Source organism: Lysinibacillus sp. NPDC095746 (assembly GCF_044763535.1).
Lineage (GTDB): Bacteria > Bacillota > Bacilli > Bacillales_A > Planococcaceae > Lysinibacillus.
On record NZ_JBIWGL010000011.1, the window covers coordinates 92998 to 116958 of the forward strand.

Sequence of the window (23961 nt, forward strand, 5' to 3'; positions counted from 1 at the left end):
TCGATGTAAAATTAGAATGTATACATAGTACTTTTGTGATACCTTCAATAATAGACCTCACCCCCTTTAGGGTTTTTGGCTCATTATAAAAGATAATACTAAACAATTTCTAAACAATCACGGACTTTTTATTTAAAAGATTCTAAAAAATTCTATATTTTTTCCACTTTTTTCATCTTTATACACAACAAAAAAACAGTGAAAGTAACTCATTTAGAGTACATTCACTGTTTTTCACTATTTGTATGTTGGAATACTATTTAATTTGATTATTTTATATACATTTTTTTATACATAAAAAAATTTTTTTATTTTTTCCCTTTTCCTTGAAGGATGGCTAATATTTGCTTCTTAATATCGGAATGGGTACTGTTGTCTTCTAAAAAATCTAGTGGAAAATAGACTTTATGATCTCGCTTCATGCGGCCAGAAATGGAATCAACAATAATAGATTCACGCGATAGCTCTCGTAGCTCTCCATTTTTCATTTCTAAGAAAATAGGAACACGCACTTCTTCCTCTCCAGGTCGATAAAAGTCATAAGGTAGATCTGCCGTCGTATCATGGACAAGATAATATTCTGGATTTAAATTAGCTTGTTTGAAGAGTTCTTGGAGTTTTTGATATTTATCCAATTCAACACCTGGGTCTAAATCGATGTACTGAAATAACTTTCGATTAACAAAACGGCGGCTTAAATCACGTAATATAGCATCTTCCTCTTGCATCCAAAGCTGAAAATATGTAAAAAGAATACTTTCATCTAATGCAAGATAGTCTTCAAGCGTAATTGAGTTACGGAAAAACGCTAAAAAGTGTGTAGGCTCGTGCTTAAATTTGTAGCCTGCCAAGCTTAGTTCTTTAGCGCGTTTTAAAATATTATTTAAAACAACCTCTGCGCTGCGAGATACTGGGTGGAAATAAATTTGTAAGTACATTTGATAGCGGCTCATTATATAATCCTCTACCGCATGCATGCCCGTCGTCTTAATAACGACTTGATTTTTTCGCGGACGCATCACTCTTAAAATTCGTTCCATATCAAAATGACCATAGCTTACGCCAGTAAAATAAGCATCACGCTGTAAGTAATCCATACGATCTGCATCTATTTGGCTTGATATTAAACTGACAACCTGCTTATTCGGATATGTTTTTTCAATTACCTGTGATACTTTCTCTGGAAAATCAGCTGATACTTTTTTCAATACTGCATTCACTTCTGTATCGCCGAGTAAAATTTGCCTTGTATAAAATTCATGATCAAGCTCAAAGACATTTTCAAAAGCGTGTGAAAATGGTCCATGCCCTAAATCGTGTAAAAGGGCTGCACAAAGCACAAGCAATCGTTCATCCTCATCCCATTCAGGACGACCTGCAAATATATCATCTACTATACGGCGTACAATTTCGTAAACGCCAAGCGAGTGACTAAAACGGCTATGCTCCGCTCCATGGAACACTAAAAACGTTGTACCAAGCTGGCGAATTCGTCGTAATCGCTGAAATTCTTTCGTACCAACTAGATCCCAAATCGCTTGATCCCGTACATGCACATAGCGATGCACTGGATCCTTGAATACTTTTTCCTCTTGTAATTTAGCTTTTGCATAATGTGTCAATTGTACAGCACCCCCGTTTCCTATTTGTTCTATTATATGCGATAAATATAGGACTAGCATACATATTTACTTTTAATTATAGAGACTATCAACCTAACTCACTGTATTCTCGTCTTAATTTAGGATTCAATTGACCTAATTTCTAATCGATGGAGCGAAAGTAAAGCTTCCCATCCCTCGCTTTATACGCTCTATCTATCGAAGTGGCTCTTCTTTCCGTCACTACGATGGCCTTCCGTCGCTCTGACTCTTTCTTTCCGTCACTCCAAAGATTCTTTCCGTCGCTCTGGCTCTTCTTTCCGTCACTACGATGGCCTTCCATCGCTCTGACTCTTCTTTCCGTCACTCCAAAGATTCTTTCCGTTGCTCTGACCCTTCTTTCCGTCACTCCGATGACCTTCCGTCGCTCTGGCTCTTCTTTCCGTCACTACGGAGGATCTATCCGTCACTCTGACTCTTCCATCCGTCGATATTAAAAATCCAAAAAAAAACAAAAACTATCTTCAACTAGACTAGTGAAGATAGCGTTTTGTTTTACTTATTTTTTTAACTTTGCTAAAACCTTTTCCATTAGTTCTTCTTCCGTTAATGCGGCAACAGGACGGCTATTTACAAAGGTAAATGTTTTTTTACGTCCTGGGCCACAATAAGAATGACAGCCAATTTCGATGGTTGCATCAGGATCGATTTCCTTTAATTTTGGAATTAACGTTTTTAAGTTAACGGCCTGACATTCATCGCAAACTTTAAATTCGTTTGCCATTTTGTCAACAACCCTTTCTATATAGTATTTTTTTAACTTCTTTCAGCAGGGGTCTTTTGACCGAAAGCGTAGCGACAGGTACAGATGTCTTGGTAGCGAAAGCGCAGCGTCAGCTACAGATGGCTTTTGACCGAAAGCGCAGCGACTTGTACAGCTGTTTTCGCTACGTAAGTGAAACGGCAGTTACAAATGTCTTTTGCAGCGAAAGTATGCGTCAGCTACAGAAGTCTCCTATTCTATAGGTGGTGAGATAAATGCGGTTTTAGATCACTTTTTTAGCGGGTGTCCAAACATCCTAGCCTCCGGCGGATATCACGGAATCGGAATGGGACTCTTTGTGCATGCACAAAGTCGATTCTTGATTCAAAAATTCGTTTCTATTGAACGTATGACTTCACATAGTTAAGTATGTAGCATACGTACAAACCTACATCGGGTATTGTATCGCATTTTTCCCCTTGTATTCAAGCATAATAATTCTTCCACATAGATGAATAAAAGGTTAAAAGATTGGTCATGCTAATTGTAAATAAAAGTTCCAAATAAAGGTGGGAGGATTTTAATATGAGTAAAGTAAGACAAGATGCTTGGTTAGAAGAAAACGATGAATTATTAGCTGAGGCGGTAATTCGCCATGTGACAGAAGGTAGTACACAATTAAATGCCTTTGAGGAAGCTGGTGATGCTTTAAATCGTACTGCTGCTGCATGTGGTTTTCGTTGGAATGCTGTTGTTCGTAAAGAATACGAGGAACAATTATCACAAGCAAAAAAAGAAAGAAAAGAAAGAATGCGAGTGTTGGGAGCTCCAGCAAGACGCCGTGCTTCTAGTATGTTTACAGTTAATAGTAGTGGTGCAGAGGGTAAATCAATTCCTCTTTCTGCATTAAATCTTGATATTGTCATAGCTTATTTATTACGTTTACAGCACTCTGGTGAAATAGGTAATGAGTCTACAAAATGGAGACAACTAGTACACGTAACATCTGAGAAAAATAAAAAACTAGAAAAAACTATAACACAGCTAGAAGAAGAAAATAGAGCTATTCGAAAAGATTACGAGCAATTTGTACAAATTATGAACCGAGCTCGACGACTAGTAACACTAGATGAAGAGGAAGAACGAATTGCACCTGTTTTTAAAATGGAGAAAAACGGAAATCTTGTTGTAAGTAGTCCTTATGCACAAGAAAATGGCGATGCGCTTAATTAGCAGCATCGCTTTTTTCTTTGAAACGATTTTTGATTAAAGTTTCGGTTCTAGCATTTTCTTATTCCGCTCTAAAACACGTTGTAAATAAAACGCATATTGCGTTAATTCTTCATCATGAAAAGATTCAGCCCGAATTTCTTCTGCCATATTGTGAAGAAGCTGCTGTAAACGAATAACAACGGCTTCCACTGTTAATGATGCATCAATAAGTTCGGATAATGACGCCATTACATCAGGGACAATGTTAGGATACGTAAATTTTGTTTCCTCACCTTTTAGACTTTCCTCATAAAAGTCACGAATGAGAGCTGCTCGCTCAGAACCGCTTCCTTCAATACATAAATAAATTTGCACTGCTACTCCTTGACGTAGGCGTCTCTGAGAAATACCAGCAAATTTCTTCCCTGCAATACTTAAATCATAAGAACCTGGACAATAAGAGCCTACGATTTCATAGGCTTCAATTTGATCCGATACTTCAGGGAACAATCCTTTTACTAGAGCTACCATGACATCATAGCCATCATTAATGCTTAGTGCTTCCGCTTGTTCAGATAAAACAATAGAAATATTCAGTACACCTTCATCAAGCACAACTGCTAATCCGCCTGAATTGCGTACAATAGGATCATAGCCACGTTCTTTGAGCAAGTCCATACCCTGCTGCACATATGGTAAACGGTGATCCTGAATACCAAGCACAACCGATGCATCATGTACCCATGTACGAATAGTTGGTGGAGAAGATAATTGACCTACTAACTGACATAAAGTATCGTCTGTTGCAAAGGATTCAAGTGGCGATCTTTGCTTCGCGCTAATGGATTGATCGTAAAAACGCCAAATCGGCTGTTGTAAAATACTTTTCATGGTTGGAACTCCTCTATCTACATCTATTCTCTTTAGAATACATTATCTATCGAAGGTGTCAAATTCGTGAAATGCAATCATGGACTTAGGGAATTTGTACAAACTATGATAAACTAAAATTTGAAAGATATTCACTTATAAAGGAGTGTTCTTAATAATGAATGAAGCAGCAATTACTTTAGATGGTTGGTACGCTTTACATGATTTCCGCTCAATTGACTGGGCTTCATGGAAACTAGTTTCTGCTGAGGAACGCCAAGCAGCAGTAGAGGAATTCATTGCATATTTAGAAAAATTAAACGAAGCTGATATCGCTAAAACAGGTGCTCATGCATTTTACGCGATCGTTGGTCAAAAAGCTGACTTTATGATTATGACATTACGTGAAACAATGGATGAGCTACAAGAGCTTGAAGCTGAATTCAATAAATTAGCGATTGCTGATTTTACAATTCCTACATATTCATATGTATCTGTTGTAGAGCTTTCTAACTATTTAGCAGGTGAGTCAGACGAAGATCCTTACCAAAATCCACACGTGCGTGCTCGTCTATATCCTGAACTTCCACGTGCTAAGCATGTATGCTTCTATCCTATGGATAAACGTCGTCAAGGCAATGACAACTGGTATATGCTTTCAATGGATGAACGCAAATCTCTAATGCGTTCTCACGGTATGATTGGTCGTGGCTATGCTGGTAAAGTTAAACAAATCATTACTGGTTCTGTTGGCTTCGATGATCACGAATGGGGCGTAACACTATTTGCAGATGACGTACTACAATTCAAAAAATTAGTATATGAAATGCGTTTTGATGAAGTTTCAGCTCGCTATGGTGAGTTTGGTGCATTCTTCGTTGGTAACCTTCTTGATAACGAAAAACTTGTGAAATTCTTAACTGTCTAAATTGCTTTTAAATATCATCGCCTTGTCGTCATTGCGTCAGGGTGCTTGATCATCATTCAGTAGATTTGGAAATGGATTCATCTCACTGACTTCATAAGGTGGGAGTCTTCAGCTGAATATAGATAAAAATGCGAGTCCATAGTCGTGGACTCGCATTTTTTAATATTCACTTTCTTCGCTGTTCTCTGATTCCAATATTAAAATAATTGTATGAATAAAAAAGCCCGTTAGAATCATAAGAAAAACTAAATACCAATTATATGGTTGATGATAGTATTCTGCTATACCAACTGCCATGAATGCACTTATGATAATTGCTACAAACGTACCAAAATTATGCATTATAACACTCCTTCATAAAAGCAAAAAATAATTTTCCACTTTAGTATGTCACAGTTTATTTTTAATATACTTACAAAACATTAGATTTCATCTACTTAATCAAAAAAATAAAAAAAGTGCCACCAACCGCGATGACACTTTCTTATTTTAAAGACCTTTCATCGTTAACTTTCAAAATTAGTATAATCGTATGGATAAAAAATCCTATTACAATTATTAATATAAAGAGATACCAATGGAGTGGCTGTCCGTAAAAACTCCCTACTAAAAATGCCAGCACAGCACTCAACAAAATGCCTACCCAAACACCAATCTCCATACCCTATCACCTCACATGTATTCAATACACATGCAATTTCCTATCTCATGTTCCCCATTCTATCTCTATTTATAAAATTTTGGCTCATCAACATAACGTGGGGTTGATTTCCGTTCCTGGCTAGGCGGTTTCCTTGGGACATCGGAAGAAAAAGTGTTTTCTATGTGAAAGTGTACAAGGCGTTACCACAGGACTGATACTTTTTGCCTTCGTTCCCCTACTCGTTTACGCTTCGGGGTCTTATCCGTGACGCTGTTTCCCAAGGACCTCATCTTCACTCCAATCAACTTATATAGCTTACGTTTGGTGTTGAATATCTACTTTTACAGACTACTCGTATTACTAATATATGCGTAGCATTTTTAAATTGTGAATTTCTTTCAATTTTAATTACGTCCGGAATCAGATTTGCACTTAGGCTTACAGATGTTTTTTCGCGAAAGCGTGGCGTCAGCAGCAGGATGCTGGTCAATTAGCCGTTATCGCATAAATGCGACCCTTTTCGATTACGTGACATCCACCGCTGGAGGCTTCAACTTCTTTCAGCAGGTACAGGCGTTAGGACATCCACTGCCCCGCATTCATACTATAGAGATAGGAGACTTCTGTACCTGTCGCTTCGCTTTCCGTCAAAAAACATCTGTACCTGTCGCTTCGCTTTCACTACCAAAACACTTACTGAAAAAAGTTAAAATTAAACATGTCTACAATACCATCATGCATATACTGTCTGCGAGGAGGAGTGAAAATCGCCGTTATAAAGACGAATGATGCACAAACAGCTATGCTAGCAAGTCTTATGCGCTCTGAGGCAGAAGGTGAAGGAAATTTAGGTATGCTGATGGTCGGCAATGTTGGCGTCAATCGTGTACGAGCCGATTGTTTAGATTTTACGGATGTTCGTACAATTGAACAAATGGTTTATCAGCGTCCTGGAGGCTTTGAAGCGACACAAAAAGGCTACTTTTATCAACGCGCACGTGATCAAGACATTCGATTAACGAAGAGAGTTATTCAAGGCGAAAGATTCCATCCGGCGACTCGTTCTCTATGGTTTTTCAGACCTGAGGGAGATTGTCCAGCACAATGGTATGGTCAGTGGAATACGGGGAGATTCAAAGCACATTGCTTCTTCTCGCCAACCGAAGAAGATTGTCCTCAAATCTAAAAGAAAGAAGGTTGATAACTTATGATGCCTTATTATTGGACACCGACAACGCAACAACAAATGCCGCCACAGGTAATGCCTCCACAGACGACTGGAGCACGACCACCTGGACGGGAGCAATCGTATATTGAAAATATTTTCCGATTAAATCGCGGAAAGCCTGGAACTTTCCATTTTTCCTTCGAGCATGCGGTTGAGCAAGGAAAAAACACAAAAACTGTGCGAGGCGTTGTAGAAGCAGCCGGTCGAGACCATGTTATTTTACGTGAACTCAAATCGAATCATCGTTTCCTTTTCCCAATGATTTATTTTGATTTCGCTGAATATGATGAAGAAATGGCTTATTTTAACCAAAATCCATAAGAAAAAGCTATTCAAAAATTCATATTTTCTTTATGGTAAAATCCCGCTCCTCATAGGCTAATCGGCTTGCTCCTTCGCTCTGTTTTACTTAAGCTTCGTCGCATTGCAAATTTCGTTAGACTCCTCATTGAGTCTCGTATCCTTGCATGCGTCGCAAATGTGTTAGTAGTATGAAACGAGGAATCTGCGTGGATATTGCCATTAGATCAAAAGAATTGGCATGTTAGGATATCTCCTAGCATGCCAATTTTTATTTACTATTGATTTTCTTGTAAAAACTGCAATGTTGCTTTTCCTAATGTTTTGGCAGCAATCAACATTGCACGTTCATCAAAGTCAAAGCGTGCATGATGGTGAGGAAATGCTACTTCCCACTCTGGCTTTTTAGCACCTGTGAAGAAAAATGTTCCTGGTACATTCTCTAAATAATACGCAAAGTCCTCACCAATCATAAACGGTGGACACGTGATAATATTTTCTACTCCTGGTACATCTGCTGCAAGTTTTGCAATAAATTCTGTTTCTTTCACATGGTTATACACCGGTGGATAGCCTCTTGTATAACGATAGTCATAGCTTGCACCGAATGCCAAACAAGTGGCATTTAAAATTGCCTCAAGTTCTTGCTCCATTTGTTTACGTACCTGCTCTTCAAAAGTGCGGACTGTTCCAGCTAATACTACCCGTTCGGCAATAACATTGAAAGGATTAATCGCCTCCAAATGACCAATCGTTAAGACAGCTGACTTTAATGGATCAATACGTCGAGATATAATCTGCTGTGCATTGACTACAAACTGTGACGCAAGAGTAACTGCATCAATAGAATGATGAGGCTCCGCACCGTGACCACCTTTGCCATGAATCGTAATTTCCACTTTATCCGCAGCAGCCATAATCGCCCCGTCTCTCACCAATATATCTCCTAACGGTGTTGGTGCCCATAAATGTGTACCGAAAATAACATCTACCCCGTCTAGACAGCCATCTTCAATCATAGGCTTTGCTCCACCAGGCGCCATCTCTTCTGCATGCTGATGAATAAATACTACATTGCCCGCAATATCATCCTTTATCGCATGAAGTGCTTTAGCAAGCCCTAGTAATGTTGCAGTATGACCATCATGTCCACATGCATGCATTTTACCATCTACTTTTGATTTATAAGGGACGTTATTTTCCTCCTGAATTGCCAGTGCATCAAAATCAGCGCGTAATGCCACTGTTTTACCTGGCTTCCCTCCGCGTAAAGTAGCAACAACACCACGTTCTCCTACATGCTCACGAACCTCATGTCCTAATGCTCGATGAAAAGCAGCTACATAGGCTGGAGTTTCCACTTCCTCAAAGGATAATTCTGGGTATTCATGTAAATGACGACGAATCGCTACCATTTCATCATAGTTATGATCTAGTAAAGTAAAAAGCTTCTCCATATCACAAAACCTCGCTTCCTATTTTCGAACTTATTTGATAATTATAGTGTACTATAAATCCTTACAAAAAAAATAGGAATTAAAACTAACCATTGTATTGTAATTATATTGTTCATTACGAAGGAAAATTCACTTGACCCATTACTAGTTCCAACAAAAAAACCCCTTCACACATAGTGCAAAGGAGTAACTTTGGAAAAATATTCATATTTAACTTTCATCGCGCATGTTTAAGGGCAGCAACTATTATTAGAACCCAGCCTGTTAAAAATAGAACACCACCGATTGGCGTGATGGCACCTAGAACTTTAACGCCGCTGATTGCCAGTACATATAAGCTTCCTGAAAAGAAGACAATACCTAGGTTAAAAAAGATTCCAGCTAAATTTAACTGCTTTACTTCACCTAGTAGTTTCGAGCTCATCAATATGCCAATTACCAGTATAGCCGTGGCATGAAACATTTGGTACTGAACAGCAGTTTCCCAAATTCCGCGACTATAATCGTCTAGAACCTCTTTTAAAGCATGTGCACCGAATGCACCCAATGCCACTGCTAAAAAGCCGTGGAGTGCACCTGTTACGATAAACTTTTTCATGTCATTATCCCTACCTTTAATCAATTTCGCCTTGGCTAATTGCCGCTGTCGCCTTCGCGCAGATAAACAATGGTCCGGATTTTGAAATGTGTTGCACAATTTATTCCTATCAAAATCCACCGGGGGCTTTATCTTTATTCAGTAGGCTTTAGGACACCTACTGAAAAGGAACCACATCCGCATTCATCTAGCCACCTTTTAAGTGGCATCTTCACTGAAGAAGATAATTAAAAGTCAAAAATTGAATCACCATTTGCTCCGTCTTCTTCTTCAATTTTTGCAGTATATAAGCTTGTTTGCTTCGGTTCTGACACTAGCATTTGTGGTAGATGTTTTGACTGGGCTTTAGAAATATCGTCAGATGAGTCTAATACCACATCACATAATGCTCGGATTGCCGTTAAGGCCTCACGAATTTGCTGTTCGTCCCCAGCATTTTTAACACCAGATAATTGTTTTTCAAGTTGTTGAATAACGGCTTGATAAGGAATCATTGTATTCTCCCACTTTCTGCTTTTGGCACAAATTTTAAACAGTCTGTGCCAGAGGATTGTTTAACGACAACAGATGGTATTTGCTTCGTTTTAAAGCCATATGCTGCACATGCCCGTGGAGTTTTTGGGTCCCACGTTACTTTAAAATATTGACATTTGAAACAATTTACCTTCATCGTTGTTCCTCACTTTCTTCTATTATTAACTGTAACACGAAACGGTGAGTGATGTGCATTCAATTTCGCCTTGTCTAATTGTAGCTGTCGCTTTGCTTTCGCTACAGGAAACATTTGTAGCTGTTGCTTCGCTTTCGTTAAAAAAAATTATTGAATGAAGATATCGATCTATGTCAATCTATGCTAGATTCCAATCAATTGGTTGCTCTCCCCATTCCACTAACTGTGCATTAATCTTCGAATATGGTTTACTGCCGAAAAAACCTCGATAAGCACTTAGTGGACTTGGATGAGGTGCTTCTAAAATTAAATGCGATGTTGAGTATTTACGAATTAATTGTTTTTTACGTTGTGCTGGGTTACCCCAAAGCACGAAAATAATTGGTTTATCTCTTGATGCTAATTTATCGATTACAGCATCGGTAAATTGCTCCCATCCTTGTTCTTTATGAGAATTCGCTTGACCTGCTCGAACAGTTAATACAGTATTCAATAACATTACTCCCTGCTGCGCCCATTTTGTTAATGTTCCATTTTGAGGGATTGGATAGCCAAGATCATCTTGTAATTCTTGTAGCATATTTCGTAGGCTTGGTGGATGTTTGATTCCCGGCATGACCGAAAAGCTTAATCCATGTGCTTGGTTTGGTCCATGATACGGATCCTGACCTAAAATTACGACCTTTACATCTTGATAGGCCGTCGTATTAAATGCATTCATTATGTCATTTATCGGTGGATAAATTGTTTGTGTTGCATATTCATGATCTACAAATTGTTGTAACTTTGTGTAATATGTCTTTTCTATTTCTTCTGCAAGTATTGCTTGCCAATCATTCGGGAATACTTGTTTCATTGTAATATAAGCCCCTCTCTCTTCTTACAACGGTACAAAAAAATAATGTTGAATTCAAGTATCCAATTTATGCCTTGGCATAATTCCGTCCAGAATCGGCTTTACGCTTAGGCCTGCAACTGTTTTTTGTGCGAAAGCGCAATACTAACGTAGCGGCAGCAACAATTGTTTTTTGTGCGAAAGCGCAATACTAACGTAGCGGCAACGATACTGATATAGGTCAGTTAGCCGTTATCGCACGGATCGATGGTTTTAGGCTAACATTCTTAACGCCTTTCCGATTCTATGACATCCGGTAAAGGCTTTAACTTCCTTCAGATGAAAAGTGAGAAAAACCACATTCATCACACCGTCTATAGAAATAAAGACTTCTACTGAAAGAAGTTAAACTGACCTTCTAAAAATATCTAACTCTGACTATTTTTACAGCATCAGAATAAGACTATACTAGATGGTAATTTTAAAACTTTTATCTATAAAGGAGATATTCCACATGGCTCTAAAAAAAACTTTAACGATTGCTGGTTCAGATACATCAGGTGGCGCAGGTATGCAAGCCGATCTTAAAACATTTCAGGAGCACGGCACATATGGCATGGTGGCATTAACAGTTGTCGTAACAATGGATCCAAACGGTTGGACTCATAACGTAACACCATTACCAACAGAGCTTTTACAAAAACAAATCGATACTGCTCTTTCAACAGGCATTGACGCCATAAAAACTGGTATGCTGTCAACAGAAGAGATTATTCGTATCGCAGGTGATGCTATCGCAAAATCTGGTACTGCAAACGTGGTCATTGACCCTGTAATGGTATGTAAAGGAGAAGATGAAGTATTAAACCCTGGTAATACGGATGCAATGATTCAACATCTTTTACCATTAGCTGCAGTTACAACACCTAACCTATTTGAGGCTGGCCAATTAGCTGGTACTGGGACACCAAAAACAATCGAAGAAATGAAAATAGCCGCTCGTAAAATTCACGACCTTGGTGCCAAAGCCGTTGTGATAAAAGGTGGAAAAGCGTTAGCTACTGAAAAAGCAACTGACTTATTCTTCGACGGTGCAAAATTCTACTTATTAGAATCTGAAAAAGTAGCTTCAACTTATAACCATGGGGCTGGTTGTACATTTGCTGCTTCCGTAACAGGAAACCTTGCAAACGGTCTTTCAGTACAAGAAGCTGTAATTGAAGCAAAAGAATTCGTTTCAGCTGCAATCGCTCACGGTTGGGCATTAAATGACTATGTAGGGCCAGTTATGCACGGTGCAAAATCTCGTTTTGGTGCACCACAAGTAACAGTAACAGAAATCTAACTTTTTTCAGCAGATGTCTTTTGACCGAAAGCGTTGTTTTGGTAGCGAAAGCATAGCGTCAGCTACAGATGTCTTTTAACGAAAGCAAAGCGACAGGTACACCCACCTATAAGTATTAGAGACGTTCACTTTTCAGTGGGTGTTCAATCATCCGCTACAAAGAAGTTAAAGCCTCTTGCGGATGTCATGGGACGGAAAGGAGTTCACAAAGCTGATTCCGAGCTCAATGATGCCGAGGCATAATAACTAAAAGGCATCTGATTAGTTTCAGATGCCTTTTTTACATATAGTAGTTCTCCATCATTTCGAGCCGATAATCCCATGGATCGTTCATCGAAATAAATTGAGCAAATGCCTTACTTTCCTTTTTACGATCTGCACGTGCCTTCGCTCGTTCAGATGCCGTTTCATGTAGTTTTGTCTCCTCTACTGTTTCTGGGATAACAGATGGAACTGGGGCTGGTTTATTATTTTCATCTAATGCAACAAAAGTTAATAATGCTGTTGCTGCTACCTTACGGTCTCCTGTTTTCAAATTCTCAGAAATGACCTTTACGAAAACTTCCATTGAAGATGTCCCTGTCCACGTTACATAAGATTCGAAATAGACAGAATCGGTCGGGCGTATTGGATGCAGGAAGTCTACAGAATCCGTTGAAGCTGTCACACAATCTCTACGGCTATGCTTAGCAGCGGAAATTGAAGCTACTTGATCGATGTCACTCATCAAACGACCGCCAAACAGTGTATTATGATTGTTAATATCATTCGGAAAAACTCGACTTGTACGCATAACTCTAGAATCTTTACAATATTTAAAGTTTTTATTCACATCTATTCCCCCTAAAAACAACTGTTTATTTCTACTATATTGCTCTATTTTTCCATAAAAAGCAATTAAATTACCGGAAAATTAAGAATTTTCTACTGTTGTTTTTTATTAATTCTCTGGACAAGATACGCTACTGCTTCCTAGGCCATATATTAGCTGTATATGGGAGGGAGAAAAATGGTAAGACGTAGACAACAACAAGCCCCAAATGGAGAAGGAAATTTCCTAGCTGGTGAAGAAGCTGGTCTCCTAGGTGAAGATACAGGTATTCAAAGTGGAGATATAACCTCTACTAAAGTAGAATTAATATCTTCAATGGTTTTGACAATAGGGTATTCATTAGCAACCCTCTCCACCATTTTAGCATTGCAGGAAGAAGAGGCAAATGAACAAGCAAGAACATCCGACGCGCGAAATCAAAGTGTACAATTTAGACAAATGCATAAACATTTATCACATCTCAACAATCGTCTAGATTCCATTGAACGGAAACTCAACCGATATTAACAAATACATACCCCATAAAAACCGCTAATTATAAAAAGCCGCGATTCTCCGTCATAAAAGAGAATCGCGGCTTTTTTTACTATAATATGATAATGAGCTTTCAGTCTTCTTCCCTTTTTTACAGCTATACATACCAATATTGAAGGAACGTCATCTATTGTACCAAGATAGAATTCGTTATTACCTAGTTTTAAATCCCCTTCAACACTATGCGCTGCCTCTCCACTGTTAAGGAAGAAATCGTGTTCAGTATCTTTTCGTTTGTGAAACCGTATACAATACAAAACGACACATTTTGTACAAAATTGCTTTCACACTCATTATATTGATATATTTCTATAATTTTTTCAAGAATATTGCTTAAAAATCTTCATAGATTAAAAAATGGGATCATTTATCCCGGCAAGAATGCTTTAGCGCAAAGGATTTTTTATGAAAGCGTAGCATAACGGAATGGCAGCAACAATACGCGCAGCACAATTTAACGACAACGTTTCATATGTAAAACAGAGCGGCAGCACAGCACGGTGTTGGTCACCCAGGCGTTTCACAGAATGATAAGTTCTTATCCTGAGTCCCCCTATTTCATTGATATATGTGGGCCCACTGAAAGAAGTTAAACAAGCCTTCGAGATTCATTGGAGGTGAAGCATATTAATGATGTTGTGTTACATAGGCATTCAATTTCCCTTTGTGAATTATTTTTACTATACTTAAAGGAGAAATAATCGAGAGGAGTGTTAAGATGCAAGAAGTACAAGTAAAGACGTTGCAGGAATTATTGAATTCTTTCGCCAACAAAGACGTTTATATTCATCTTGAGACGACAAACGGTTCTTATGCAGCACACTATGATGAAAAATTTTTCAATGCAGGTGCTTTTATTCGCAATGCAAAAATCAACTTTGAACTTGCTAAAGTGGTAGATGATTCACCCCATCGTGTCGGGTTAAAAATGGCACATGGCTGGGTTTATGCTCAAGGCATCACACATTTTGAATTAGATGATTTAGGCCGTTTATTAATGGCTGGACTAGACTACTCAGGTAAATTGGCGATTGCACTCGAAATTAGCGAAACGCCATTTACTTACTAAGGGGGACGACTTTTTGAATTTACAACCACAGCGTCATATTTTAATTGTTTACCCTCACCCAGATGATGAGGCTTTTTCAGTTGCTGGAACAATTGCCTATTATACAAAGAAAATGAATACACCGGTTACATATGCCTGTTTAACTTTAGGTGAGATGGGGCGTAATTTAGGAAACCCACCTTTTGCAACACGTGAATCTTTGCCAGAAATTCGACGTAAGGAGCTTGTTGCAGCAGCAGAGGCTATGGGAATACAAGATTTACGTATGCTTGGTTTCCGTGATAAAACGATTGAATTTGAAGATGATGAAAAAATGGTAAAGCTTGTTGAAGGTTTAATTGAGGAGCTAATGCCTTCTCTTATCTTTACGTTCTTACCTGGTTTTGCAGTGCATCCTGACCATGAAGCTACAGCACGTGCCGTAGTGGAAGCTGTTCGTCGTATGCCAAAAGCTGCACGTCCACAAGTGTTAGGTTGTGCCTTTGCAAATGATACGATTGAAAAAAATGGAGAGCCACATGTTGTCAACGATATACGTGAAATGAGGATGGATAAAATTAAAGCATTACAAGCACATGCATCTCAAACTGCTTGGATGATGCAAGAAACAGAAAAACGTGTTGATAACGGCGAGCCAATGAGTGAAAGCTGGCTTAATATTGAAAAGTTCTATATTGTGAATCCTGATCAATATGTAAAATAACAATAAAACGGTTCTGTCCTCTTTCTTCATTGAGAACAGAACCGTTTTATATTAAGCTACCCTCATCTTTTTAAAAAAATGAATAATGAAAGTTATTGAGAAAATAATAATTAACACCACAAAAAACATATAATGTGGAACGTGAATACCGATGACACTGGCTAGCATTTTCAGTGCAATAATCCCAATAATAATGAATGCTGTTGCCTCTAATTCTGGTATTTTTTCTATAACGATTAAAAATAAGCCAGCAATCGTTCTCATCATTAAAATACCTAACATTCCCCCGATTAGTAATATCCAAATTTGATTGGATATCGCAAAAGCAGCAAAAATCGCGTCAATTGAAAATGCAATATCCATCAGTTCCACAGAAATAACCGTTGCCCAAAAAGTTCCAAAAAGGCGAACCAACAACCCTGTTTTTTTCATCTCTTTAGTACTATCCGCTTCCCCTATCTGTAAAAAATGAGCAACACATAGCCAACCTAAATACAGGGCTCCTAGCAATTTAATAAACCAAAATTCTACCAAATAAACACCTATCCCGATAAATAAAAATCGGAAAAAATAGGCCCCCAACATACCGTACATTAATGCCCGTTTGCGTTGCTTGTTTGGCAAATGCTTTACTAGCACTGCTAATACAAGTGCGTTATCTGCTGAGAGTAAACCTTCTATTATAATTAGTGTTGATATTAACCCCCAAGATACAGGGTCAGTTAAGATCTCTTTCCACATTTCCCAATTGAAAAATTGCATGTATGTAGATAGAATTCCTTGAATGATTTCCAATTACATACCCTCCTACTTGTCCTAAGGTATTCTATTATATGCTTGACCATTTTTGTTATGAGGAAATGTGTGCATCCTTTATTTCTACAAAAAATTCTCGCAAAAATTTAATTATTCTGCATTTTGTAGTTACCTAGATAAAACAGACACCGAAAATTTAGAATTTACTAAAAATTAATAACAAAAAGCTTATAATATGTGCTATCATAGATAAATGTTTTATACGTATACGGAGGATGAATATTATGGAAGCTGCTGACACTAGAACTGTGCAGGTAGAAAATATCTTGATTGCACATCATTTCTTAAAAGACGTAGTGGTGCATACGCCGCTACAAAAAAATGACTATCTATCCGAGAAATATGGAGCTAATATTTATTTTAAACGCGAAGATTTACAGCATGTACGCTCATTTAAACTTCGTGGTGCTTATTATAAGATTAAAAAAATTGAAGAAGAGGCTCGTAAAGTTGGCGTCGTTTGCGCGAGTGCGGGTAATCATGCCCAAGGTGTGGCCTACGCTTGTGCTCAATTGAAAATTCAGGCAAGTATTTTTATGCCTCAAACAACACCTAAGCAAAAAATTGACCAAGTGCGTATGTTTGGTCGTGATTATGCAGAAATTATTTTAGCAGGTGATACCTTTGATGATGCTGCAGAAAGCGCATTTGCTTACTGCGATGAACACGATAAAATCTTTATTCACCCATTTGATGATTTGGATGTCATTGCTGGACAAGGAACGGTCGCTGTTGAAATTATGAATGACATGGAAGAACCGATTGATTACGTGTTTGGAAGTATTGGTGGCGGTGGCTTAATGTCAGGTGTTTCTGCCTATGTGAAAAACCTTTCCCCTAATAGCAAAATTATCGGTGTTGAGCCTACCGGGGCAGGCAGTATGAAGGCTGCTTTTGCAGAAGGCGGTGCAGTGGCACTTGATTGGATTGACAAATTTGTAGACGGTGCTGCGGTAAAGTGCGTCGGTAACCACACATATGACGTTTGTCGTCGCTACTTAGACGATATCGTACTAGTACCTGAAGGAAAAGTATGTACAACGATTTTAAATCTTTACAATAAACATGCTATTATCGCAGAGCCTGCTGGAGCATTATCAGTAGCAGCACTCGACTCCTACAAAGAGGAAATTAAAGGGAAATCAGTCGTTATCATCATTAGTGGTGGTAATAATGATATCGATCGTATGCAGGAGATTAAAGAAAAGTCTTTAATTCACGAAGGCTTACTTTACTATTTCATCGTTAGTTTCCCACAACGTGCAGGCGCACTTCGCCAATTCCTTACAAGTGTGCTAGGTCCAAATGATGACATTACAACTTTCGAATATACAAAGAAAAACAACAAAGAAAGTGGTCCTGCCCTAGTCGGTATCGAACTTGGCAATCGTGAAGACTTCGAAGGATTACTCGTTCGCATGGATGAATTCGGCTTCAAATACAAAGAAGTAAACAACGACATTCAACTATTTGGCTTACTCGTCTAACATAGAAAGTCACACTTGCTAAGTGAGTGTGGCTTTTTTTGCGGGAATAAAAGGTTTATCGAGACTTTTTTGCGATTTATCGAAACTTTTATCTTGTTTATCGAAACTTTTCAAATGTTTATCGACATCTATCTTACAAGCGACACTATCTGACCGCACCGATAGTTTACGTCGCTTACATTTCATCTAACAATTTCGCAGGAATTATATATTTTCTATTTTTCTTTTCACCTATCGCTTCAAATTTTAACTTTTTCAATAAATAATAAACCGCCTTCTCTGAGTCAATATCAAAAAAATTACGAAACTGAGCATTTGTAATATTGTTGCTTATCATTAATCGAAAATCATGTAATGCGATTAGCATCGATTGATTATCAATCGATTGGCAATTGCTACAATGCCATTTCCCATGGATGTAACGTAGAACATGGTCAAAATGACAATGAGAGCATAGTGCACCTTTCTTCAATTCATCCACTTTAATATCTAGGGTCCATTGAATTGGTTTGTGCCTCGTTAAAATATGCGCCGATAATTCTCTCAAATCTTTTTCACTTAGACAGACTTGTTGATGCTGCTTGAACAGTTGATATATCCTTTCTGCCAAGCCACTCACATGAATGATTGGCTGCGACAAGAAAGTGGACGTCATAATCATATTCGGATTTGCAGAAATGACTATATATTCAATCGGTATATGATGACCGCGCATTTGAAATAGCCGACGCAAAAACCTAGCATGGCGCTTCACTTGATCAAAGGGATTTCTAAAGCCATCTACTCTGCCATCAGAAGTAATTCGAATAAATTGATGGTTATCTTCCATATATTCTACACGCCCAACGATATTTTTGATTTCCACTATTAAAATAAAATTCTGCGACATCAACAATGTATCCATTTGATGTATGGATCCACCTTCATCCTTAAGCGCAACATCGTGTAATAAATAATGCGTTTGCTCTAAATAAATACTTTGCCATTCTCGATCTACTCGTTGCTCACCTGCATACCCTGCTCTTGTTCTATTGAGCAAATCTTGATAGTAAGTAGTTTTTGGGTGAGATTTCGGTAATCGCCTTTCAAGCATTTCTAATGTGAGCTGTTTTGATGAAACTTCGCGCTTTTTGAGTAACATTTTTTCACCTCCTTTAGTTAGATTATAATGCACTTCTTTCGACTTAACTAAATTTTCAGTTTTTTATTAACTTCTAAAAAATATCGACATCCAACGAAAAAACGCCCACACCTAGGTATGAGCGTTTTATATTTATTATCCTAGTAGCGCACGGTCTGAGTTCATTTTCTCTCCGCGGATGCGTTCGAACTCTGCCATTAAATCTGGGATGGTTAATTCATGCTTGCGATCCTCGCCGACCTCTAAAATAATTTGACCTTTATCCATCATAATCAGTCGATTTCCTAAATCTAATGCCTGTTGCATATTGTGCGTGACCATTAATGTCGTTAAGTTGTCTTTCTCAACTAAATATTTCGTAATACGTGTGATTAACTCTGCACGAGATGGGTCAAGTGCCGCAGTATGCTCGTCTAGCAATAAAATCGAAGGCTTCGTAAATGTTGCCATTAAAAGTGACAAAGCTTGACGCTCCCCTCCCGAAAGTAAGCCCACTTTTGCAGACAATCGATTTTCAAGATTTAAGCCCAACATCTCTAACGATTCCTTGAAAAATTCACGACGCTTTTTATCAACACCGAAGCGCATGCCTCTACTCTTATTACGTGAGTAAGCTAATGCTAAATTTTCCTCAATCGTCATTGTTGGCGCTGTACCAGCCATCGGATCCTGGAATACTCGACCGATATAGTGAGAACGCTTATATTCTGGCAAAGTAGTAACCTCATTCTGATCAATTGATACCGTGCCAAAGTCTGGTGTTAGCGCGCCAGAAATCATATTCATCATGGTCGATTTACCAGCACCATTACTGCCAATAATTGTGACGAAATCCCCTGGCTTCAAATGCAAATTAATTTCTGCGAGTGCAATTTTTTCATCAGGCGTACCTTCATTAAAAATCTTATTAATGCCGGTTAATTTAAGCAAGGCGCTTCCCTCCCTGCTCAACTGTCTTTACGTGTGTTCTCTCTGCTGCACGCTTCACCTTTCGTTTTCGTTCCTTCCCCTTATTGATAAATTGTGGTAAAACTAACGCTATAATAACAATGATAGCCGTTATTAATTTCATATCTCCTGAATCAAGGAAATCTACTCGTAATGCTAATGCTAAAATAATGCGGTAAATGATCGCTCCAGCAATGACAGCGAAAGTTGTGCGCATAATCGTTTTTGTACCGAAAATTGCTTCACCGATAATAACAGATGCAAGACCAATCACAATCATCCCAATCCCCATACTGACATCTGAGAACTTTGAATATTGAGCGATTAAAGCTCCAGAAAATGCCACAAGTGCATTAGAAAGTCCTAGCCCTAAAATTATAAGTGTATCTGTATTTGCCGAGAAGCTACGAATCATGCGCTTATTATCACCGGTTGCTCGAATAGCCAATCCAACCTCTGTTTTTAAGAACCAGTCTGTAATGAACTTAATGATAATCGTAATGATTAAAACTACGATTATCGTACTCCATGTTGAAGGTAGTTGCTGAACGCCGAGGCCTTTTAATAGGTTATTTAAAGCCGTATCGATTCCTAAATTACTCCAAAACGCTTGAAACTTTGAAAATAAAGTCTCTGAATTTAATAGTGGAATATTCGGACGACCTATCGTATTTTCTGCAGTTGATCCCATAATGCGTAGGTTAATAGAATACAAAGCAATCATCATTAAAATTCCCGATAATAGAGGATTAATCTTTCCTTTTGTGTGAAGAATTCCTGTCATACATCCAGCAATAAATCCAACAACAATTGCCACCAAAGTTGCTAAGATTGGGTGGTAGCCAAGCATAATCATTGTCGCTGCTGTAGCTGCCCCTGTTACAAAGCTTCCATCAACCGTTAAGTCTGGAAAATCTAACACACGGAATGTTAAATACACACCAAGTGCCATAATTGCATAGATGATCCCTTGCTCCATCGCGCCAAATATTGCTAAAGGCATAGTTGCATCATCTCCTCATAATTTCTTAATAAATAATTTCGCTCAACACCATAACTTGAAATTGATTTCTGGGGCGTCCGATAAGCCTTCGTTCCTCTATCGCTACTTCCTAAGGAGTCGCCTAGCCTTACTCCAATCAACTTTCAATATGAACCATAATTTTTAGTATTCTAATAAGATGAAACTAGAAAGGATTACCCCACCATAATTGGGATTAATGCAATGTACTCTATTCGCTCGTAACTATATATAGCGCTAATCCTTCCTCATAATGACTTCATTTTTTATTCTAAAAAGTAGATAAAGCGGGGGCAGTTTTCGTTCTCCCCCGCTTCGTTCCATAAGATAATCATGTCGTCATTACTTTTCTAACAGCTCTGCACCCCAAGAATCCTTAATTTTGATCCCTAAATCATCCGCTACTTTTTTATTGATTAGTAGTTTTAATTTTTGTGGGTATTGCGCTGGTATATCAGCAGGTGTTGCTTCACCTTTTAGAATCTTCACAGCCATTTGCCCCGCCTCATAACCGATGTCATAATATTCAAAACCATATGCAGCTAAGCCACCACGTGCTACAGAGTCAAGCTCTCCTACAACTAGTGGTAATTTATTAGAGTTTGCTACATCAATGACAGACTCAAGAGCCGAAACTACTGTATTATCAGTAATGATATAGAATGCATCTGCTTTACCAATTAATGATTCAGCAGCTTGTTTTACTTCTGCAGAAGTTGCCGCAGATGCCTCAACTACTGTTAGGCCTTGCTCAGCCATAACTTTTTTCACTTCTTTTACTTGTGCTACTGAGTTTTGCTCACCAGCGTTGTAAACCATACCTACTTTTTTCGCACCTAGTTCCTTTAAGAATGCTACTGTTTTTGAAATAGTATCAGGATGTAAATCAATCGTTCCTGTTACATTTTTCCCTGGCTTCTCCATAGATTCAATGAGCTGTGCGCCAACAGCATCCGTTACAGAAGTGAAGACAATCGGAATATCACTAGTAGCTGTCGCCGCCGCTTGTGCTGATGGTGTAGAGTTAGCAAAGATTAAATCTACGTTGGCACTTACTAGATTGTTTGCAATCGTCGTATTAAGACTATTATCTCCTTGTGCTATTTGCGGATCGTATTCAACTTTTAAGCCAGATTCTTCAATTGCTTTTTTGAAACCTTCAGTTGCAGCATTTAAAGATGGATGCTCAACAATTTGAGTAATCCCAATTTTAAATGTTTTGTCATCTGCATTGCTGCTCTCACTTGCATTATTCTTGTCGTTCTCTTTCGAGTCTGATGAACTAGATCCACTGTTGCCACAAGCAGCAAGCATTAAAACTAATCCAAATAACAGGAACGAAAGCTTTCTTAAATTGCTTTTCACAAATAATCCCCCCAATATTATCTCTAATATTTATCACACTTTATCCAAACAAAGTGTGAACTTATCGCTATATTATCGTTATTATATAGGTTCGTCAATAACATTATGAATGTTCTGACTATTAAACTTCACAAAATATTTTATTTTTTCACTTAATTTGTCACTTTAAACCACTAAACTACACTGTTTCTATAAATTGATTTCTTTTTCTAATATAACAAAAGTTTTTTTGACAAATTTCGCGAAGTTATTTTTCTGCTATTGATTTTTCAAGTAATTTATATAAAACCTAAAAACCCGACATTCCCCAAAATAAATGTCAGGCTGTCAAATTATTATATTAATTCACTATTACTTCTACAAGATATCTACTTATTTTGGAAGCATACGTACGTTTGAGTAACACCTTGAATGGCTGAATAAAATCAACATTCGAGTTCACTATCTCGTACTCTCCCTTAATGTTTACATTTTGTTGCTAACAACATTGATCTACACATTTCAGTCTCCTTTTTTACACTTAATGCATATGATGCAAATGAGACGAATGCTGCTTTCAAAAAGGAGGAATACCATGAACAATGAAGAAACCGATTTAAAACAACCTTCTTATTCACAAGAGAAACAAAATGCAAATATAGAGGATATTGACACAATCATCTCTAATCTTTGTGACAGTCTATTTGCATTTGCTCTAGATTTTGCCTTAAATGCCTTGGAATATACAAAAGATTTAGATGGAGAACTAGAATATACAGATGAATTCAAAAAACAACTTGACGATATCATTTTTGAAATAGGAGAAATTAAAAATGTTTTAGATGAATAAATCCCAACGAGAGACCACCTACTTCTTCTTTAGCACCAAGGCATCCTCAGAATAGAAGTTTAAAAAAGCAGAGGTGTCTAAATGCAAAGCTTTCAAGATATGTGTACAAAATTTGCTCAGATTGCCAACGGAAAAGCTTCTATGGAACACGGTGTATGTTCCGTAAAACTTAATCGAAATCTTACTGTTACGATTCAAGGTCGCCCAAGTCGTAGTGCACTTCATGCTGGAATAACGTTCGAATCACTCGATATATATGGAAATGCACTTAACTTAGGTGAAGTTGTAGTACTTCAAGAAGAATTAACACCATTTGTTAAGGTACTTGCAGAAAATAATTTAATTATTAGTGCTGTCCATAATCACTGGATATATTCAGATCCAGTAATTTTATACGTTCATTTTCAATCAATAGAGCCCCCATTAATCTTCGCCCAAAAATTTGCTCAAGCATTTCGTGTTTTAAAAAGATAACTCTACTTGTTAAAAGAACTGCTTAGATCAGTTCTTTTTACTATGACCGTTTTTAATGTTCACGGTTGCTTCTCAGCTATAGTTCAGTTTCATTCATTCCATCTGTAATGAAGCAACTGTACAAGCCCTCTTTTTATGAGCACAACGAACAAGGGCTAAATATTACCTTTAGCACTATGAATTTCTGCGTTTTTTTTACACATTGCTATTTACAAATAAGCATGAACATTGATATGATTGCATTTGCTTCACGTGGTTCGTAACCATCCCACGCAAAAAAACTAAGGAGAAA

The 23961-nt window shown here is 37.9% G+C and carries 26 protein-coding genes and 1 riboswitch; of the genes, 11 read left to right on the forward strand and 15 right to left on the reverse strand.

What is annotated here, in order from left to right; translation table 11 throughout:
* Positions 1 to 308: 308 nt before the first annotated feature.
* Both ACIQ7N_RS10345 and ACIQ7N_RS10350 read right to left on the reverse strand, forming a co-directional pair.
* Positions 309 to 1682 carry an HD domain-containing protein gene (locus tag ACIQ7N_RS10345; protein WP_402931786.1) on the reverse strand — a complete coding sequence of 458 codons (1374 nt, stop codon included), beginning with the start codon at positions 1680 to 1682 and terminating at the stop codon, positions 309 to 311.
* A 478-nt stretch (positions 1683 to 2160) separates the two neighbouring features.
* Complete coding sequence (locus ACIQ7N_RS10350; RefSeq protein WP_049667962.1) at positions 2161 to 2385, reverse strand: YuzB family protein; 225 nt, start codon at positions 2383 to 2385, stop codon at positions 2161 to 2163.
* A gap of 564 nt (positions 2386 to 2949) precedes the next feature.
* Here ACIQ7N_RS10350 and ACIQ7N_RS10355 point away from each other — a divergent pair.
* The gene (locus tag ACIQ7N_RS10355; RefSeq protein WP_132360258.1) at positions 2950 to 3597 is read left to right on the forward strand and encodes an RsfA family transcriptional regulator; all 648 of its coding nucleotides are present in this window, start codon (positions 2950 to 2952) and stop codon (positions 3595 to 3597) included.
* Positions 3598 to 3630: 33 nt separating this feature from the next.
* On the opposite strand, the gene lipL is transcribed toward ACIQ7N_RS10355, so the two are convergent.
* Positions 3631 to 4467, reverse strand: a complete 837-nt coding sequence (lipL, locus tag ACIQ7N_RS10360) for an octanoyl-[GcvH]:protein N-octanoyltransferase (protein ID WP_402931788.1) — start codon at positions 4465 to 4467, stop codon at positions 3631 to 3633.
* A 157-nt stretch (positions 4468 to 4624) separates the two neighbouring features.
* Between lipL and hemQ the strand changes: the two genes are divergently transcribed.
* On the forward strand, positions 4625 to 5374 hold the full coding sequence (gene hemQ / locus ACIQ7N_RS10365; RefSeq protein ID WP_132360254.1) for a hydrogen peroxide-dependent heme synthase: 750 nt from the start codon (positions 4625 to 4627) through the stop codon (positions 5372 to 5374).
* 159 nt (positions 5375 to 5533) lie between these two features.
* Here the strand turns inward: hemQ and ACIQ7N_RS10370 are convergent, their stop codons facing one another.
* Complete coding sequence (locus ACIQ7N_RS10370; protein WP_248717787.1) at positions 5534 to 5716, reverse strand: hypothetical protein; 183 nt, start codon at positions 5714 to 5716, stop codon at positions 5534 to 5536.
* A 1061-nt stretch (positions 5717 to 6777) separates the two neighbouring features.
* On the opposite strand from ACIQ7N_RS10370, the gene ACIQ7N_RS10375 reads away from it, so the two are divergent.
* Together ACIQ7N_RS10375 and gerQ are read left to right on the forward strand one after the other, a co-directional pair.
* A complete protein-coding gene (locus ACIQ7N_RS10375) occupies positions 6778 to 7203 on the forward strand; it encodes a cell wall hydrolase (RefSeq protein ID WP_402931790.1) in 426 nt (141 codons plus the stop codon).
* Positions 7204 to 7224: 21 nt separating this feature from the next.
* Entirely contained in the window at positions 7225 to 7566 is a 342-nt protein-coding gene (gene gerQ, locus ACIQ7N_RS10380) for a spore coat protein GerQ (protein WP_142509394.1), read from the forward strand.
* 257 nt (positions 7567 to 7823) lie between these two features.
* Here gerQ and ACIQ7N_RS10385 read toward each other — a convergent pair whose 3' ends face one another.
* The 5 genes from ACIQ7N_RS10385 to ACIQ7N_RS10405 form a co-directional block, all read right to left on the reverse strand.
* Entirely contained in the window at positions 7824 to 9002 is a 1179-nt protein-coding gene (locus tag ACIQ7N_RS10385) for a M20 family metallopeptidase (protein WP_402931792.1), read from the reverse strand.
* A gap of 217 nt (positions 9003 to 9219) precedes the next feature.
* The gene (locus ACIQ7N_RS10390) at positions 9220 to 9600 is read right to left on the reverse strand and encodes a DUF423 domain-containing protein (RefSeq protein ID WP_248717785.1); all 381 of its coding nucleotides are present in this window, start codon (positions 9598 to 9600) and stop codon (positions 9220 to 9222) included.
* A gap of 227 nt (positions 9601 to 9827) precedes the next feature.
* Positions 9828 to 10094 (reverse strand): YwdI family protein, encoded by a 267-nt coding sequence (locus ACIQ7N_RS10395; RefSeq protein ID WP_132360244.1) that lies wholly within the window; start codon positions 10092 to 10094, stop codon positions 9828 to 9830.
* Positions 10091 to 10270 (reverse strand): uracil-DNA glycosylase, encoded by a 180-nt coding sequence (locus tag ACIQ7N_RS10400; protein WP_248717784.1) that lies wholly within the window; start codon positions 10268 to 10270, stop codon positions 10091 to 10093. Before ACIQ7N_RS10400 ends, ACIQ7N_RS10395 begins: the two co-directional genes overlap by 4 nt.
* A 178-nt stretch (positions 10271 to 10448) precedes the next feature.
* Positions 10449 to 11126 (reverse strand): uracil-DNA glycosylase, encoded by a 678-nt coding sequence (locus tag ACIQ7N_RS10405; protein ID WP_402931794.1) that lies wholly within the window; start codon positions 11124 to 11126, stop codon positions 10449 to 10451.
* A 493-nt stretch (positions 11127 to 11619) separates the two neighbouring features.
* Here ACIQ7N_RS10405 and thiD point away from each other — a divergent pair, with 493 nt between their 5' ends.
* Positions 11620 to 12450, forward strand: a complete 831-nt coding sequence (gene thiD, locus ACIQ7N_RS10410) for a bifunctional hydroxymethylpyrimidine kinase/phosphomethylpyrimidine kinase (RefSeq protein ID WP_402931796.1) — start codon at positions 11620 to 11622, stop codon at positions 12448 to 12450.
* Between the two features lie 280 nt (positions 12451 to 12730).
* On the opposite strand, the gene ACIQ7N_RS10415 is transcribed toward thiD, so the two are convergent.
* Positions 12731 to 13282 (reverse strand): acyl-CoA thioesterase, encoded by a 552-nt coding sequence (locus tag ACIQ7N_RS10415; protein WP_402931797.1) that lies wholly within the window; start codon positions 13280 to 13282, stop codon positions 12731 to 12733.
* 177 nt (positions 13283 to 13459) lie between these two features.
* Here ACIQ7N_RS10415 and ACIQ7N_RS10420 point away from each other — a divergent pair, with 177 nt between their 5' ends.
* From ACIQ7N_RS10420 to bshB2, 3 genes are all read left to right on the forward strand, one after another.
* Positions 13460 to 13789 carry a hypothetical protein gene (locus ACIQ7N_RS10420; protein WP_255505185.1) on the forward strand — a complete coding sequence of 110 codons (330 nt, stop codon included), beginning with the start codon at positions 13460 to 13462 and terminating at the stop codon, positions 13787 to 13789.
* A gap of 745 nt (positions 13790 to 14534) precedes the next feature.
* A complete protein-coding gene (locus ACIQ7N_RS10425; RefSeq protein WP_132360232.1) occupies positions 14535 to 14885 on the forward strand; it encodes a YojF family protein in 351 nt (116 codons plus the stop codon).
* A gap of 13 nt (positions 14886 to 14898) precedes the next feature.
* Complete coding sequence (gene bshB2 / locus ACIQ7N_RS10430) at positions 14899 to 15588, forward strand: bacillithiol biosynthesis deacetylase BshB2 (RefSeq protein ID WP_132360230.1); 690 nt, start codon at positions 14899 to 14901, stop codon at positions 15586 to 15588.
* A 51-nt stretch (positions 15589 to 15639) separates the two neighbouring features.
* Here the strand turns inward: bshB2 and ACIQ7N_RS10435 are convergent, their stop codons facing one another.
* A complete protein-coding gene (locus tag ACIQ7N_RS10435) occupies positions 15640 to 16383 on the reverse strand; it encodes a TerC family protein (protein ID WP_402931800.1) in 744 nt (247 codons plus the stop codon).
* 245 nt (positions 16384 to 16628) lie between these two features.
* Here ACIQ7N_RS10435 and ilvA point away from each other — a divergent pair, with 245 nt between their 5' ends.
* Positions 16629 to 17891: a threonine ammonia-lyase IlvA gene (ilvA, locus tag ACIQ7N_RS10440; RefSeq protein WP_402931802.1), complete on the forward strand. Its 1263-nt coding sequence runs from the start codon at positions 16629 to 16631 to the stop codon at positions 17889 to 17891.
* 175 nt (positions 17892 to 18066) lie between these two features.
* Here ilvA and ACIQ7N_RS10445 read toward each other — a convergent pair whose 3' ends face one another.
* The 4 genes from ACIQ7N_RS10445 to ACIQ7N_RS10460 form a co-directional block, all read right to left on the reverse strand.
* Positions 18067 to 19032 carry a nuclease-related domain-containing protein gene (locus ACIQ7N_RS10445; protein ID WP_402931804.1) on the reverse strand — a complete coding sequence of 322 codons (966 nt, stop codon included), beginning with the start codon at positions 19030 to 19032 and terminating at the stop codon, positions 18067 to 18069.
* Positions 19033 to 19167: 135 nt separating this feature from the next.
* A complete protein-coding gene (locus tag ACIQ7N_RS10450; protein ID WP_402931805.1) occupies positions 19168 to 19962 on the reverse strand; it encodes an ABC transporter ATP-binding protein in 795 nt (264 codons plus the stop codon).
* Positions 19955 to 20983, reverse strand: a complete 1029-nt coding sequence (locus ACIQ7N_RS10455) for an ABC transporter permease (RefSeq protein ID WP_402931807.1) — start codon at positions 20981 to 20983, stop codon at positions 19955 to 19957. The genes ACIQ7N_RS10450 and ACIQ7N_RS10455 overlap by 8 nt, the downstream gene beginning before the upstream one ends.
* Positions 20984 to 21343: 360 nt before the next feature.
* The gene (locus ACIQ7N_RS10460; RefSeq protein WP_402931809.1) at positions 21344 to 22366 is read right to left on the reverse strand and encodes an ABC transporter substrate-binding protein; all 1023 of its coding nucleotides are present in this window, start codon (positions 22364 to 22366) and stop codon (positions 21344 to 21346) included.
* 574 nt (positions 22367 to 22940) lie between these two features.
* On the opposite strand from ACIQ7N_RS10460, the gene ACIQ7N_RS10465 reads away from it, so the two are divergent.
* Positions 22941 to 23195: a hypothetical protein gene (locus tag ACIQ7N_RS10465; protein ID WP_402931811.1), complete on the forward strand. Its 255-nt coding sequence runs from the start codon at positions 22941 to 22943 to the stop codon at positions 23193 to 23195.
* Between the two features lie 81 nt (positions 23196 to 23276).
* Positions 23277 to 23669: a DUF1259 domain-containing protein gene (locus ACIQ7N_RS10470; protein WP_248717774.1), complete on the forward strand. Its 393-nt coding sequence runs from the start codon at positions 23277 to 23279 to the stop codon at positions 23667 to 23669.
* A gap of 246 nt (positions 23670 to 23915) precedes the next feature.
* A riboswitch (PreQ1 riboswitch) is annotated at positions 23916 to 23960 on the forward strand.
* Position 23961: the final 1 nt, after the last annotated feature.

Excerpts from the sequence above, each read along its gene's own strand:
- ACIQ7N_RS10345 (WP_402931786.1), bottom strand. The coding sequence starts at position 1,682 with ATGCTAGTCCTATATTTATCGCATATAATAGAACAAATAGGAAACGGG.
- ACIQ7N_RS10350 (WP_049667962.1), bottom strand. The coding sequence starts at position 2,385 with ATGGCAAACGAATTTAAAGTTTGCGATGAATGTCAGGCCGTTAACTTA.
- ACIQ7N_RS10355 (WP_132360258.1), top strand. The coding sequence starts at position 2,950 with ATGAGTAAAGTAAGACAAGATGCTTGGTTAGAAGAAAACGATGAATTA.
- lipL (WP_402931788.1), bottom strand. The coding sequence starts at position 4,467 with ATGAAAAGTATTTTACAACAGCCGATTTGGCGTTTTTACGATCAATCC.
- hemQ (WP_132360254.1), top strand. The coding sequence starts at position 4,625 with ATGAATGAAGCAGCAATTACTTTAGATGGTTGGTACGCTTTACATGAT.
- ACIQ7N_RS10370 (WP_248717787.1), bottom strand. The coding sequence starts at position 5,716 with ATGCATAATTTTGGTACGTTTGTAGCAATTATCATAAGTGCATTCATG.
- gerQ (WP_142509394.1), top strand. The coding sequence starts at position 7,225 with ATGATGCCTTATTATTGGACACCGACAACGCAACAACAAATGCCGCCA.
- ACIQ7N_RS10385 (WP_402931792.1), bottom strand. The coding sequence starts at position 9,002 with ATGGAGAAGCTTTTTACTTTACTAGATCATAACTATGATGAAATGGTA.
- ACIQ7N_RS10390 (WP_248717785.1), bottom strand. The coding sequence starts at position 9,600 with ATGAAAAAGTTTATCGTAACAGGTGCACTCCACGGCTTTTTAGCAGTG.
- ACIQ7N_RS10395 (WP_132360244.1), bottom strand. The coding sequence starts at position 10,094 with ATGATTCCTTATCAAGCCGTTATTCAACAACTTGAAAAACAATTATCT.
- ACIQ7N_RS10400 (WP_248717784.1), bottom strand. The coding sequence starts at position 10,270 with ATGAAGGTAAATTGTTTCAAATGTCAATATTTTAAAGTAACGTGGGAC.
- ACIQ7N_RS10405 (WP_402931794.1), bottom strand. The coding sequence starts at position 11,126 with ATGAAACAAGTATTCCCGAATGATTGGCAAGCAATACTTGCAGAAGAA.
- thiD (WP_402931796.1), top strand. The coding sequence starts at position 11,620 with ATGGCTCTAAAAAAAACTTTAACGATTGCTGGTTCAGATACATCAGGT.
- ACIQ7N_RS10420 (WP_255505185.1), top strand. The coding sequence starts at position 13,460 with ATGGTAAGACGTAGACAACAACAAGCCCCAAATGGAGAAGGAAATTTC.
- ACIQ7N_RS10425 (WP_132360232.1), top strand. The coding sequence starts at position 14,535 with ATGCAAGAAGTACAAGTAAAGACGTTGCAGGAATTATTGAATTCTTTC.
- ilvA (WP_402931802.1), top strand. The coding sequence starts at position 16,629 with ATGGAAGCTGCTGACACTAGAACTGTGCAGGTAGAAAATATCTTGATT.
- ACIQ7N_RS10445 (WP_402931804.1), bottom strand. The coding sequence starts at position 19,032 with ATGTTACTCAAAAAGCGCGAAGTTTCATCAAAACAGCTCACATTAGAA.
- ACIQ7N_RS10455 (WP_402931807.1), bottom strand. The coding sequence starts at position 20,983 with ATGCCTTTAGCAATATTTGGCGCGATGGAGCAAGGGATCATCTATGCA.
- ACIQ7N_RS10465 (WP_402931811.1), top strand. The coding sequence starts at position 22,941 with ATGAACAATGAAGAAACCGATTTAAAACAACCTTCTTATTCACAAGAG.
- ACIQ7N_RS10470 (WP_248717774.1), top strand. The coding sequence starts at position 23,277 with ATGCAAAGCTTTCAAGATATGTGTACAAAATTTGCTCAGATTGCCAAC.